Source organism: Pedobacter cryoconitis, from assembly GCF_003259615.1.
Lineage (GTDB): Bacteria > Bacteroidota > Bacteroidia > Sphingobacteriales > Sphingobacteriaceae > Pedobacter > Pedobacter cryoconitis.
Genome location: NZ_QLLR01000001.1, coordinates 278,176 through 292,427 on the forward strand (window position 1 = coordinate 278,176; position 14,252 = coordinate 292,427).

The following is a 14,252-nucleotide window of genomic DNA, read 5'->3' on the forward strand; positions in this document are numbered from 1 at the left end:
AACAAACAAACCCATCTAATTTATGCTTGATCAAATTTTACCGTTGTATGGGATTCAGCCTGCCGAAAATGACATACAACTATTTGGGGATGGTCTGATCAATCGTACCTGGAAAGTAACTACACCAGCTAACGCCTATATTTTACAGCAGGTCAATCAATCTGTTTTTAAAAAGCCACATGATATTGATCAGAATATAGCGGCACTAAAGTCTTATTTAAGCAAAACCCATCCAGCATATCTTTTTGTATCTGCACTTCCCGGGTTATCCGGTAACTCCTTAATGGAAACACCAGAGGGCTATTTCAGGTTGTTTCCTTTTATAGAGAATTCACATTCACTGAATGTGCTGAATAAAAAGGAAGAGGCTTATGAAGGGGCAAAACAGTTCGGCAGGTTCTCCAGGCTGCTGAATGATTTTGACGTTAAAAAATTACACATTACCCTGCCCGATTTCCACAACCTGACCTTACGTTTCGATCAGTTCACTGCTGCCGTAGCACAGGCTTCTGCCCAGCGGAAAGAAAAGTCTAAAGACTTAATTTCTTTCATTCTGAAACACGCAGACATTGTCACTACTTATAAAAACATAGTAGAACACAAGGAGATCCCGCAGCGGGTAATTCATCATGATACTAAAATCAATAATGTTCTTTTTGATCAGGAAAATAAAGGGATTTGTGTGATCGATCTTGATACCGTAATGCCGGGTTATTTCATTAGCGATGTCGGGGATATGATGAGAACATATTTGTCTTCTGCGAATGAGGAAGAAACCGATCTGACTAAGATAAATGTCAGAAAGGACTTCTTTAAAGCGATATATGATGGCTATATGGAGGAAATGGGTGATGTCTTAACGGCAACAGAGAAAAGCTATTTCACTTATGCCGGAAAATTCCTGATCTATATGCAGGCCATTCGCTTCCTGGCAGATTATCTTCAGAATGATATTTATTATGGAGAAAAGTATGAAGGCCATAATTTAGACCGGACGAAAAACCAGGTCACTTTATTGGAAAGGTATCTGGAACTGGAACCTGAACTGGAAGAAATTACCGGAAAGATAGCCACGTCATAACCAACAGTTCTCCAGCTGTCTGGGGTCGTTTAGTGCTCTATGTTGGAAGGGTGTTGGAAGGGTAGTTGACCCTTCCAACATAGAGCACTAACATATCCTGAATACTTCTTCATTTGAGGCACCAATTTTGTTTAATAGTTTCTCTCAAACAATTTAACAGAAAAGATGGACCGCAAACAGTTTATAAAAAATAATATTGTCCTGGGCATTGGACTGACCGCCTCAAAATTAGGATCAGCCTTTCCCTTGCCTGCAAAAAAAGAAGCTGAACATCACCGGGTAATTGTGATCGGCACTGGATATGGCGCAGCTGTTGCAGCTTTACGACTGGCGGAAAAAGGGATAAAAGTACTCATGCTGGAAATGGGCATGGACTGGCCAGCTACTAAAGATCACAATACCTTCTCTAAACTGATTTTTCCGGATAAACGGTCTACCTGGTTAAAATCGCATAGTATTCTGCCTTTTGCCAATGTATTTACATTTAAAAAGTATACGGGCGTACTGGATAGAATGGACTTTGACCACCTGAAAGTTTATGTCGGCAGAGGTGTTGGTGGCGGTTCCCTGGTCAATGGTGGTATGGCTGTAGTACCTAAAAGAGCTTATTTTGAAAGTATTCTGCCGGATATTAACGCGGGTGAAATGTATGAAAAGTATTTCCCGCTGGCGAATAAAATGCTGAAAGTGAATTCCATTTCACCAGAATTTTTTGAATCTACCCCCTATTATAAATTTGCACGTACCGCCAGAGATCAGGCACATCATGCGGGTTATAAAACTGTTTTTGTTCCCAATGTCTATGATTTCGGTTATATGGAAAAAGAAAGCCGGAAAGAAGTTTATCAGTCAGCTCTGAATGGTGAAGTGGTTTACGGAAATAATGCAGGGAAGCAGAGTCTGGACAAAACTTATCTTGCCGCTGCCTTGAAGACAAACAAAGTTGAAATCAGGCCAATGCACAGTGTACGCGCTATTCATCAAACTGATACAGGGTATAAACTGGAGGTCGATAAAATTAATACAGCAGGTAATACTGAGGTTTCACAGGATTTTAACTGCGATTATCTTTTCGTTTGCGCAGGCAGTATGGGAACTTCGGAATTAATGGTGAAAGCAAAAGTAACAGGTACCCTGCCTAAGCTGAATGCGGAAATTGGTGAAGGATGGGGAAATAACGGAAATGTAATGGCTGGAAGAAACTTCATCAAACAGGGTACCGGCGTTAAACAGTCATGTATTCCAACTATGGCCATTGACGATTGGGATAATAAAGAACATCCCGTTTTCGCTGAAATTTCACCCATGCCGATGAAAATGGAAACCTGGACTTCTTTGTACCTGGCCATTACCAAAAATCCTAACCGCGGGAAGTTCACTTACAACAGCCTGACGAATAAGGTAGTCTTGAAAATCCCTGAAAATTTTAGCACGGATGCTTTGGCCACTGTCAAAAACCTGATGGATAAGTTAAACAAGGAAAATGGAGGTACACCAGCCCGTTTATTATTTAAAAACGGTATTAACGGGGAGATTTGTTATCATCCTTTAGGCGGCTGCGTAGTGGGTAAAGCGACCGATTTATATGGCAGGTTCAAGGGCTATCATAAATTGTACACCTGTGATGGTTCTTTATTGCCGGGAAGTACCGGGGTTAACCCTTTTGTGACGATTACAGCAATGGCTGAAAGGAATATAGAGAAAATAATAGCAGAGGATTTTAGTTAAATCCTCTGTTATCAAGATTTCGGCCTGACGCGTTTCCTTGAATACGCAAACCTTTATCTGATCGGTTTAATCCAATAGCTACTGGTCTGATCCGCAAAAGGAACACGGTATTTCTTTAATGGGCTCGAACCCCAGCTATCAATTCCCTGTACACCAGATTGCTGCGCATCCATATGGACATAAATGCTGTTTCTTGCTGTTAACTCACCAGAATGATACTGTTTTTTATCCTGTTCAGGATCAAGGTCATCCAGGCTGTAAGGCAAAGCAGAGAAGCTCAACAGGTTATTTTCATACACAAACTGTAAGCCTTTTCCTTTCTGGTCCGTAAAATTCACCCAGCGTACATCTGTTTTATTACCACTTTCCTGCGGACGGGCATAAGCAAAATACTGATCTGCAGTTTTTTGTTGATACAGGCCAACCAGGGAAGCTGTTTTTCTATCTGCGTAGTTCTCCCACGGGCCTCTTCCATAAAATTCAATACGGTCATAAGTTTTCTTCAGTTCCAGATCAGTTCCTACCCGGAGCAATAAGGGATATTTCCCTTTCACCGCTTTCAAATGGTTATCCACTTTTAAAGTACCATCAGCAAAGACAGTAATTGCCGACTCTTGTACAGCCTCCCCGTCTAACAGGTCTTTTTTAAAATTCATGGTATAACTACCATCCGCATTTTGTTTTAAATCTGACCCGGTCAGCTTTGCGGTCTGATAAGCATTCCGCCATTTACGCAGGTTTTTATTGAACCCGGCACCTATATCGTTATCCGTAGGTGCTCTCCAGTAAGCTGGTACAGGACCGTTTTCCAATACCTGTTCATTGTGCTGAAAATAGCTTTTCAATACCCCTGCTTTCACATCAAATTCTACTTTAAAATCTTTGCCTGAAACAGTATAAATAGTTTCAGTTTTATGGACTTGCAAAGTTCCTTTAGCGATAACCGGTTGTGCGGCAGGCTCTATTTTATTTAAAGCAAACTGCTCATAGGCAACTTCATAACCTTTTTCTAAAAACGGCTCTGCTTCTTTCAGCACATAATGTACATTCAGAAAGTATTCCTGTCCAGCTTGCTGCTTGAATTTAACAGGCAGGTTTACTGTGATTTCTGCACGCGGGCCAACTGCAAGATTTGCAACCGTTCCCTGCCGTATGATTTTCCCGTTCGCGATTATCTCCCAGTTTAATTGCGTATGGCTGATGTCCCTGAAAAAATAACTGTTTGTGATTTTAACCTGGTTATTGCCCAGGAACACGGTTTTGATAAACTGGTGTGTTTTTTTTACCTGTACCGCCATTGGCGTTAGTTCCCGGTAAGCAGTAACAACTCCTTTAACACAAAAATTATTATCACTGAAATTTTCATTCACAGGCCCTTCTAAAGGAAAATCACCACCATAAGCCAAAATACGTTTTCCATTTTTAACGGTATCTAATCCCTGGTCGATCCATTCCCAGATAAAACCTCCCTGCAACTTGGGATTATGCTCAATAGCATTCCAGTATTCATCATAATTCCCTAAACTATTTCCCATAATGTGGGCAAACTCACTCATAATTAAAGGGCGTGTTTCCTTACTTTTTGAGTACTCAATTAACCAGTCAGGATCTGGGTATTGCGGTACAATCATATCGGTATTAAAGTCTTCTTCTGCCCGCTCATATTGTACCGGACGCGTCGTATCTGCGTTTTTAAGCCATGTATATCCTTCATACATATTGGTTCCGTTTCCTGCTTCATTTCCCAATGACCAGGTGACTATCGAAGGATAGTTTTTATCTCTTTCATACATCCTGCGGATGCGTTCAAAATGTGCATTACGCCAGGTCTTGTCATTCGCAAAAGTAACTGCCAGATCATATCCGCGGCCATGAGATTCAATATTCGCCTCATCAACTACATATAAACCATATTCATCGCAAAGCTCCATCCAGTAAGGATCGGGAGGATAATGAGAGTGACGAACTGCATTGATATTGAGCTTTTTCATCATTTCCATATCCTTACGCATATCGGCATGTGTTAAGGTATGACCTTGTTTAGGATTATGTTCGTGCCTGTTCACGCCTTTGATAAAAACACGCTTGCCATTCACCAGGAAATCGCTTCCTTTAATCTCTACACTGCGGAAACCTACCCGATGGGGAATGACTTCTATGATTGCCCCTTTGCTGTTTTTAAGGATGATATTCAGCGTGTACAGGTAAGGAATTTCGGCAGACCACTGTTTAATTAAAGGAATTTCTTTCTTAAAATTCAGTTGCTGCTGGTAATTACCCAATACAGTTTGCGGGTCGCTGTTCTCTTTCCAGATTGACTTTCCAGCCGCATCTTTTAAATCCAATGCGACAGAGAAGGTATCTGGTCTGCTGTGGTTGGTCCGCTGATCCATCCTGTAATTGTCTACATTAAGCTGTACATCGAGGATACCATTGTTATAATCTTTGGTCAGGTTACCGTTTACCCTGAAATCGCGAATATCCAGTTTTGGTGTAGAATATAAATAGACCTCACGTTCGATACCGGAAATACGCCACATATCCTGGCATTCCAGGTAACTTCCGTCACTCCATCTGTATACTTCTAAAGCAACCAGGTTTTTGCCTGGTTTTACATATTTAGTCAGGTCAAATTCAGCAGCAAGCTTGCTGTCTTCACTATAGCCAACCTTTTTACCATTCACCCAGATATAAAAAGCTGATTTTACAGCACCTAAATGAATAAATATCTGGCGGCCATCCCAGTTTGCAGGCACTTCAATTGTTTTACGGTAAGAGCCCACCGGGTTATTGTCTGCCGGAATATCAAAAGGAGGATCTAAGCGTGCTCCTCTTTTAGTCTGGCCTGCAAATTCATAAGGCTGATTGACATAAATGGGTAAACCGTACCCATTGGTTTCCCAGTTCGCAGGAACTTTAAAGTCCTTCCATCCGGCATCGTTATAATCTGTTTTATAAAAGTCCAAAGGACGTTTTGAAGGGTCTTGTACCCAGTTAAATTTCCATGTTCCGTTCAGGGACATGAAATAGGCAGAGTTTTCTTTTTTCCTTTGAGCAGCCATTGCACTGTTTTCGTAAGCATAGGCTTCCGCGCGCATTGGCATCCGGTTAACTGATACAATATCGGGCGTTTGCAGCTCTGTTGGAATTAATTGTGCTTTGACAGTTTGCGTACCTGAAAGCAAAACAATCATCCCCAGAAGCATTGATTGAAGTGAAGATCTCATTTGTGTGTTTAGTTATTTTTAAAGTTCCATGCCGGCACATCAGACGGGTGATGTGATTGGCGGGCAATTTCTTCCAGTTGTTGAATGACCAGAGGCTCTATGGCAGCAAGGTCCTTGGTTTCCTGAGGGTCTGTTCCCAGGTTATAGAGTTCCCATTTCGAAGCCGCAGTACCGGCGTTATTTCTAACCCCTTTCCATTTGCCTTTTCTAATAGCCTGCCTTCCGCCGTCTTCATGAAATTCCCAATACAAGAATTCATGTTGTTTTTGCTGACCTTTGGAAAACAGCGTTGGCAAAATAGAAACCCCGTCTACAGTTGCAGGAACGGATTGTTGTATGAGTTCAGCAAAAGTAGGCAGGAAGTCCCAGAAGGCTCCGGTTTGCTGCGTGCGCTTACCTTTTTGGATTTTCCCCGGCTAGTAAGCGATCATAGGTTCACGGATTCCGCCTTCGAATCCCTGGTTTATCGGATCGCCGGATGACCCCACAAATCCTAATCCCCACTTGCCGAAATCACCTGTTGCATAACCAGCTTTCTTAAAGATTTTAGCCAGCGTGAGGGTGGAATCCGGCAATGGCCGCTGCCCTTCCGGTTCAATTTCATAGTTTCCGCGGATGGGTGTATGCCCGGTATGCTGCCCGGTCATTAACGCAGAACGTGATGGGGCACAAACTGAAGTCCCGGCATAAAACTGGGTAAATAACAGCCCGTTTTCTGCTAGTTTATCCAGGTTGGGTGTCTGAATAAGTTGCTGTCCATAAGCACCCAAATCTCCATAGCCCATATCATCAGCCAGGATAAAAACCACGTTAGGTTTCTCCTGAGCTTTCAGCGCATTCACGATTGTCAGGCTTAAACAGACAAGCAGAGCTAATTTCTTCATATTTAGTATCCTGTATTTTGTTTCAATACTCCTTTTGAAAGGTCAATTTGTGATTGAGGAATTGGCATCAGGTATAATTTATCGTTCCAAATCCTTTGTTGTGCCTGGCTATTTTTAATGTTGTTAACCGTAGTCATTACCTGTGGTGCAATTTTCCAGCGGCGGATGTCCATATAACGTTGTCCTTCCAAAGCCATTTCTACTCTGCGTTCGTTGCGGATTAATGTTCTTAAAGTATGCTGATCAGCATATTTTGCGCGGTCTACTACTGGCATTCCTGAACGGGTACGAATGGCATCTAAAGCGTCATAAACTGAACCGTCCGGCCCGATCACTTCATTTTTAGCTTCCGCATAAGTCAATAAAATTTCAGCATAACGAATCAGAATTACGTTCGCGTAGTTGTCAACCTGTTCTCTTAAGATAGATGGATCTACCATTTTGCGGAAATTATAACCTGTCTGAGACATATTAGAAGCACCTTCCACCCATTTAAACTGATAATTATCTTCTACTGCATACCAAGGTGCTTTTTCAAATAAAATACTGGCATAAAAGCGCGGATCACGATTTTTATATTCATTGACAAAGGCCGGATCATTAGCCAGGTAAAGGGCAGCCCGCTTTGCCGGATCTGTCGGGGCTACTGCATCCCCTGTTTGGTAACTGGCATAACTATCCACCAGAGATTGAGTCGGCGTTACAGAACTCCAGCCACCAATCGTACCCGGAGGCAATAAAGTGTTCAATGGGTTAACATCGATCTGCTTGATATGCTGTTGATCCAGGATAACTTCAGAATTCCCGTTATTCTTCTGATAAAAAATGGCTTCATAGCTGCTTAATCCTAAACGGAATTTATTTTCATCTGCTGCATCTTTGAAATTTACCCAGTCTGTGTACTTGTCATGAGCTTGCAACGGGTCTTGTGCGGTGACTTTGAACAGGCTATAACCCAGGCCCATGACCTGGCTGGCGGCATCAGCAGCTTGTTGCCACTGTCCATCATATAAATAAGCTCTTGCTTTTAATGCTAAAGCTGCACCTTTTGTAATTCTTCCTTTTTCATTTGGTTTACCGCCTGCATAAGATTGAGGCAGGATTTTTGAAACGGCATCGAGTTCGTCCAGTACAAATTTTAAAACTTCTGCTTTTGGAGTCTGCGCGATATTTTCATCCCCTATGGCCACTACATTTTTGATTAAAGGGACTGCGCCGAACCTGCTGAGCAGGTTAAAATAAGCGAAAGCTCTCATAAAACGGACTTCAGCTTTATAACGGTCTAGTAACGCTTTATCAATCACAGTTACTTTATCTGCATTATCCAGGAAATAATTTGCTCTGCGGATACCTGTATAATCCCAACCTGATAATCCCAAATCAATAGTCGAAGTGATCGCTCCTGAGGAAACATCAGCTGCAATACTTTCCCACGGATATTGTGCATGCACATTGTCGGACGCACCATCAGCGTACACCATCCCAAAAGCACCATCTGCTCCTGGAAGTTTTGTATAAACACCCATTACTACCTGGTAAACATCATTTTCATTCTTCCAGAAATTAAGTTCTGAGAGTTGTTGCGGTGGTCTTTCTAAAAAGTCTTTTTTACAGGAAGTCAGCGCAATAGTTGCGAATAAGCCCGTGAATATATATAGAGATAATTTTTTCATTGCTTTAATTTTTAGGATTAGAAACTTGCATTTAAACCGAGTGACCAGGTTTTGATCCCTGGATAACCACCGCGGCCAGAACCCGATTCAGGGTCATAATCAGCCAGGCGTTTATCTGCCATAATCGTAAATGGATTACTGCTTGTACCGTAAAATCTCAGCCTGGACATTCCGAATTTCTTACTGACCTGCTGTGGGATGGTATACCCTAAAGTGATCCCTCTTATCCTGAAATAAGAACCGCTGAATAACCAGAAAGAAGAGGTTGGGGTATAATTTTGTCCTCCCGATGCAGTAGTCAGGATACGTGGGAAATCTGCATTTGGATCAGGATTAGCGGCCGTCCATCGGTTTTTCCACTGCTCTTTGACACTGCCTCCGTTAAAAAACGGATAAGCGGCCTCTTCCGATAAATAAGTCTTCACATTGGCAACGCCATAGGTAAGTACGCTGAAATCAAATCCCTTATAACTCGCGCTGATATTAAAGCCATAATTGAACCAGGGAACATCAGTGCCTAATACTTTACGGTCTAAAGCATCAATTTTACCGTCTCCATTCAGGTCTTTATATTTAATATCACCAGGGCCGGTTGCTGCCGACTGAAAAGCATGATTTTTTACGTCTGCGGCATCTGTGAAAAGACCGTCAGCTTCATAACCATAAAATGAACCGATAGATTCTCCTACTCTCTGGATATATCTGCCGTCAAAATTATCTCTGCTGTCTGATAGTCCTGTAATTTTATTCTGGATAACAGAGAAGTTCGCGCCGATACTATAGCTGAAATCATTCCCTATTTTATTGTTATGGGTTAGCCCAAGTTCAAATCCTTTATTTCGGGTGGAAGCTGCATTTACTAAGGGAAGACCGCTGGTTTTCGCGTTAGTCGTATTGGTATTTACCCCAATTGTTTCGAGCGTGGAAACTCTTAATAATAAGTCTTCAGTGTCTTTAATGTAGTAATCTGCAGTAATATCTAATTTGCTGTTAAACAAACTCAGGTCTAAACCAAAATTGGTCATGTATACACTTTCCCATGAAGTCAGCAGATTAGGTATCCTGTCCTGCCATACACCTCCTTGTGGTAAACCTTCAAAATTATAAGCATAACCATTGCTCAGCAGGTTAGAATAGTTCCCAATCGTTACTGGGTTTTCATTCCCTAATGAGCCATAAGAGCCGCGTAATTTCAGGTTGGAGATCCAGCTGATGTTTTTCATAAAGTCTTCCTTAGAGACGATCCAGCCTGCAGAAAAAGAAGGAAATACGGCTCTGCGGACACTGCTTTCAAAACGCGAAGAATAATCTATACGCGCATTGGCTTCCAGCAAATATTTGTCATTAAAAACATAGTTGAAGCGGCCGAACAGTGAACGTATTGCCCATTGCTGCTCAGCAGAGGTGTTGGCTTGTCCGTCGTCATCGGTGTTAATATCTTCAGGATTCGAAGATCCGCTGCCCACTGTAGTTAAATCATTGTTAGGGAAGTTTTTTCTGCCCAGAAAAGCTGTTCTGTAAGTGTTACTTTCCTGACTTGCGCCTAAAGTTAATTTTCCAAAGTGTTTGCCAAAGGAACGCTGGTAATCTGCAGTACCCTGAACCAGCGTCTCTCTTCTTTTGCGGTAATATTCTTTCATATTATTCACTGTCGATGCCGTAGAAGAAATGGGTGCCCCGGTCAGAAAGTTCTTGATCGGGTCCAGTGTGCTGGTAAAAGCCCAGGAATTTCCATCAGTAAATTTGAACGAGGCCAGTCCGTTGATCGTCAGCCCCGGCAATGGTGTTAAGACTACATTTCCTGCGGTTTGCAGATAGTTATCTTTATCCCAGGCACTGCCACCGTCTTCGATCATCCGCAGCTGATTACGTTTGGCAGTTTGTGAATTGACTGTTCCATTGTCCATAGATCCCCAGTCTCCATTGCTTTGGCGCAGTACAGAAGTTGGCAAAGAACGGTTAAGTTCAGTCCAGTTCAGATCTCCTTTACGGTCAAAATTCTGACTGGTGAAAGACAGGTTGGTCCCGATTTTTAAAATATTGGGAACAATAATACTTTCTGTATTTAATTTACCACCCACACGAGTTTGCTTTTTATCCGGAACTAAAGAGGATTGCGTCAGGTAATTCAAGCCCAGATAACTGCTGGTCACTTTACCGGGTGAGTTTACATTCAGACTGATATTACTTTGCGGTGCACTTTGACGCACGACTTCTTTGTACCAGTTTGTATTGGGGTATAAGTCAGGTTGAGAGCCATCCTGATAGGCCTGAAGTTGTGCAGCTGTGAAAATTGGTTGTCCGCCGGCATTGGTTAACGCTTCATTGTATAGGTTGGCATAATCAAATGATCCTGCATATTTCGGTAAACGTGTAGCGGTTTGCCAGCCATAATCTGCATTCAGCTCTACTAACGTTCTGTCTCCGCCACCACGTTTGGTGGTCACCATAATGACTCCATTTGCAGCTCTTGATCCATATAATGAAGCGGAGGAAGCATCCTTTAAAACGGAAATACTGGAAATATCATTTGAATTGATGGCACTTAATTCTGCTGCGGTTGCGGGAATTCCATCAATCACATACATCGGTTCACTGGCAGAACTCAAACTAGCTCTTCCCCTGATCGAGATTGTACCTGTACTATTGGAAGTACCATTGGTATTCCGGCCTACATCGCCAGGACGCTGTAAAATAGTCAGCCCCGGAGAAACACCCTGCAAAGCATTTTGCAATGAACTTACTGGTCTGTCTTTCAATTGTTTTGCACTAATTGTAGCGATAGCACCTGTTAAGCTGCTTTTCTTTTGTGTACCATAAGCAACGACAACTACTTCGTCCAGGTTACTTGCTTGTACGGCCAGTTTAATGGTTAACGGGCTTCCCGATCCGGCACTAATTTCCTGCGTGATATAGCCTAAATAAGAAACGACAAGAATAGCTTTTTCATCCAGGTTGGCCAATTTAAATTGACCTTCACTATCGGTAATACCGCCTTGGGCTGTGCCTTTGACTTTAACTGTTGCACCAGGAATACCCATTCCCTTTTCATCTACAACTTTACCGGTCACATTGATATTTGCTTTAACGGCTGCAGGAGAACTTGCTTTTTTTTCCTGTACAACTATAGTTTTTGCTGCGATCGTATATTCAAGGGATTGGTTGGCAAAAACCTGCAGCAGTGCATCTTCCAGGCTCGCTTCTTTAACTTCTATATTCACTGGTCTGGCGAGCTTCAGATCTTTCCTGATAAAGAATATATCATATCCGCTCTGACTTTTTATTTCATTGAGAATTTTCTCTAATGGTGCATTTTTACGGGACAGGGTAATACGGCCTTGTGCAAAAGCCATTGCATTGAGCTGTAGTACGGCTGTTAATATTAAAATAGCTGTAAACTTCGTCACACGAAGAATTTTCCTATTCCTACAGGGCTTCCCGTATGAATCAGGGGCAGGGGTTTCATACATTGATTTGGTTGTGTTTAGGCGATAACCCGATTTTGAGGCCCGGTAATCTTGGTTAAGTTGATTTTTGTTTGGTATTTTTAATAGGAGAATTGAGTTTGCCTGATAGCAGAAGCAGGCGTTCCCGCTTATAGCGCTGAGTGTTTTTGATAGAAGAAGTAAAGGTTATGACATCAATATTATCCTCCTTCCTTCGATCTTAAATTTAATTTTCCGGGTTAGTTCCAGGATCTGGAGAACTTCCGCAAGGCTTTTTGATCTTGAAATCGCTCCGCCAAAAGATATGGTATCGAATTTCCCGCTATAGCTGATCTCTACATTGTACCATCTGCTGAGTTTACGCATAGAAACTTCGAGGTCTTCATCTGCAAAAGTGAAATAGCCATTTTTCCAGGCCACTGCATTTTCGATGTCAACCTTTTCTACCTGGAATGAAGCTTGCGTTAAAGTGGATTGTTCTCCTGGACGGAGTAGCTTTGAATCACCATGTTCCTGTGAACTGGCATTGGAAACTTTAACGATACCTTCTAAAAGTGTTGTTTTTGTAGCCTTTTCTTCCGGATAGGCATTGACATTAAAATGCGTGCCCAGTACCTGAACTTCCTGTTTGCCGGTGACTACGGTGAACGGTCTTTTTTTATCTTTTGATACTTCAAAATAGCCTTCGCCTGTGAGTTCAACTTTACGCTGGTGCGCTGCGAACTGTGCAGGATATTTCAGAGAGGAAGCGGCATTGAGCCATACTTTAGTTCCATCAGGCAGATTGATTTGATATTGTCCGCCTACAGGGGTTTCTATCGTATTAAATTCAGTGGTCTGATTTGCTGAGGCAGCAGCTGATGAGTTCTTAATTGTATAAACTAATTGTCCGTCGGCAGTTTTGGTAATAGCTATACCAGATTGCTCGGCAATTTCACCATTCGAAGAATCAGTTAAACTGATTTTCCGGCCATTGGCAAGTGTTAAAGTTGCTTTATTGCCACCCGGTTTGATGTCGGCAGCTATTTGTCTGGCCACCTTTTTCCGGGGAGATAATGAGGTATTCAAAGAAAGATAAACTAAGGTTCCTGAGATCAGAATGAGTGTCGCTGCTGCTAAAACTGAATAAATCAACCCTGTGTTCCTCCGCTTTGGCAAAAGAAGTTTATCCTTTATCTTTTCGTTTATCTTTTTGCCCAGCGCAGCACGATTATCCTCTTCTTTCAGGATAAGCTCTGTATCATCAAAGGAATTGTACCAGCTATTAAACTGCGCTTTTTCCTCTGCTGTGATCGTACCTTTACGCCACTTTGCGGCAAGCTGTGCTAGTTTTTCTTTGTCCGGATTGGAACTCATTGTAGTGGCTGTTTATTAGATAGCCAAATCAATCCGGGAAATCCCTTAGTCTATTTTGAAATTAGTATAAAAAAAGAACTGACTTTGCCATTTGTGCGAGATAACCGAATTTTGCCCGGATCGTTTTCCGTGCTTTAGCAAGATGCGCTTCTACAGTTTTCTCCGCAATATTCAACTCCTTCGCAATCTGTTTCTGAGAATAGCCGTGTTCATGTTTCAGCTTAAAAACCAGCATACATTTTTCAGGTAAAACACGGATGGTTAATGCCAGTTGATTTTGCAGCTCATTGAAATCCAGCAGGTCTGAAGTAGACTCATCGACCGGAGAGCTCCAAACCAGTATTTCCTTCTTCACCCTGCTCTCTCTGCTTTTTTTCGCCATCCGGTTGATGACTTCAAACTTCACTGCAACCGAAAAATAGTATTGAAATCCTTTCATCAGTTCGAATGTGCTGCGTTTTCTCCAGAGGTTACAGAAAATATCCTGCACTATTTCTTCTGCTTCATACGCGTCATCGGTTCTTTGACGCGCAACCACATATAATCTTTCCCAATACCTTTGATAAAGTTCATTGAATGCGGCTTCATCATCAACCGTAAGCAAACCAGCCAGTTCATGATCTGTAAGGGTAGCATAAGATTTTGTAGGCCTGGTGTTAAACAATGAATCCAGCATGTTATTAAGTTTAATCTTAATATACTGGCAAGCAAACCCATTAAAAAGGATGAGAACTACGCAAACGCTTGCATAATAGTTCCATTTAATAAGAAGATACGGATGTTTTTTACCTGATGTGATACAAAATAAATGTATAATCAAGAAAATTATAGTTGCTTTAACGTTTTAAATAAAACCT

The 14,252-nt window shown here is 42.0% G+C and carries 9 protein-coding genes; 2 read left to right on the forward strand and 7 right to left on the reverse strand.

The genetic code is table 11. The annotated features are described in order from the left end of the window. The first annotated feature begins 22 nt into the window (after nucleotides 1-22). Together LY11_RS01245 and LY11_RS01250 are read left to right on the forward strand one after the other, a co-directional pair. Nucleotides 23-1,081 carry a phosphotransferase enzyme family protein gene (locus tag LY11_RS01245; RefSeq protein ID WP_111631910.1) on the forward strand — a complete coding sequence of 353 codons (1,059 nt, stop codon included), beginning with the start codon at nucleotides 23-25 and terminating at the stop codon, nucleotides 1,079-1,081. A 165-nt stretch (nucleotides 1,082-1,246) separates the two neighbouring features. Then, the gene (locus LY11_RS01250; protein ID WP_111631911.1) at nucleotides 1,247-2,809 is read left to right on the forward strand and encodes a GMC oxidoreductase; all 1,563 of its coding nucleotides are present in this window, start codon (nucleotides 1,247-1,249) and stop codon (nucleotides 2,807-2,809) included. 53 nt (nucleotides 2,810-2,862) lie between these two features. On the opposite strand, the gene LY11_RS01255 is transcribed toward LY11_RS01250, so the two are convergent. The 7 genes from LY11_RS01255 to LY11_RS01280 form a co-directional block, all read right to left on the reverse strand. Then, entirely contained in the window at nucleotides 2,863-6,036 is a 3,174-nt protein-coding gene (locus LY11_RS01255; RefSeq protein WP_211321462.1) for a glycoside hydrolase family 2 TIM barrel-domain containing protein, read from the reverse strand. 8 nt (nucleotides 6,037-6,044) lie between these two features. Next, nucleotides 6,045-6,443, reverse strand: coding sequence for a sulfatase/phosphatase domain-containing protein (locus LY11_RS27260; RefSeq protein WP_394340905.1), 399 nt, complete (start codon nucleotides 6,441-6,443; stop codon nucleotides 6,045-6,047). Nucleotides 6,444-6,452: 9 nt separating this feature from the next. Further along, nucleotides 6,453-6,920 (reverse strand): sulfatase-like hydrolase/transferase, encoded by a 468-nt coding sequence (locus tag LY11_RS27025; RefSeq protein ID WP_245952545.1) that lies wholly within the window; start codon nucleotides 6,918-6,920, stop codon nucleotides 6,453-6,455. A 2-nt stretch (nucleotides 6,921-6,922) separates the two neighbouring features. Beyond that, nucleotides 6,923-8,593: a RagB/SusD family nutrient uptake outer membrane protein gene (locus tag LY11_RS01265; RefSeq protein WP_111631912.1), complete on the reverse strand. Its 1,671-nt coding sequence runs from the start codon at nucleotides 8,591-8,593 to the stop codon at nucleotides 6,923-6,925. Nucleotides 8,594-8,610: 17 nt separating this feature from the next. Further along, the gene (locus LY11_RS01270) at nucleotides 8,611-12,000 is read right to left on the reverse strand and encodes a TonB-dependent receptor (protein WP_170132593.1); all 3,390 of its coding nucleotides are present in this window, start codon (nucleotides 11,998-12,000) and stop codon (nucleotides 8,611-8,613) included. A gap of 225 nt (nucleotides 12,001-12,225) precedes the next feature. Further along, nucleotides 12,226-13,395, reverse strand: a complete 1,170-nt coding sequence (locus LY11_RS01275; RefSeq protein ID WP_111631914.1) for a FecR family protein — start codon at nucleotides 13,393-13,395, stop codon at nucleotides 12,226-12,228. Nucleotides 13,396-13,456: 61 nt separating this feature from the next. Next, nucleotides 13,457-14,071 carry an RNA polymerase sigma-70 factor gene (locus LY11_RS01280; protein ID WP_111631915.1) on the reverse strand — a complete coding sequence of 205 codons (615 nt, stop codon included), beginning with the start codon at nucleotides 14,069-14,071 and terminating at the stop codon, nucleotides 13,457-13,459. Between the last annotated feature and the right edge of the window lie 181 nt (nucleotides 14,072-14,252).

Coding starts and splice junctions, on each gene's coding strand:
- LY11_RS01280 (WP_111631915.1), bottom strand. CDS start 14,071: ATGCTGGATTCATTGTTTAACACCAGGCCTACAAAATCTTATGCTACC.
- LY11_RS01265 (WP_111631912.1), bottom strand. CDS start 8,593: ATGAAAAAATTATCTCTATATATATTCACGGGCTTATTCGCAACTATT.
- LY11_RS01275 (WP_111631914.1), bottom strand. CDS start 13,395: ATGAGTTCCAATCCGGACAAAGAAAAACTAGCACAGCTTGCCGCAAAG.
- LY11_RS27025 (WP_245952545.1), bottom strand. CDS start 6,920: ATGAAGAAATTAGCTCTGCTTGTCTGTTTAAGCCTGACAATCGTGAAT.
- LY11_RS01245 (WP_111631910.1), top strand. CDS start 23: ATGCTTGATCAAATTTTACCGTTGTATGGGATTCAGCCTGCCGAAAAT.
- LY11_RS01255 (WP_211321462.1), bottom strand. CDS start 6,036: ATGAGATCTTCACTTCAATCAATGCTTCTGGGGATGATTGTTTTGCTT.
- LY11_RS01250 (WP_111631911.1), top strand. CDS start 1,247: ATGGACCGCAAACAGTTTATAAAAAATAATATTGTCCTGGGCATTGGA.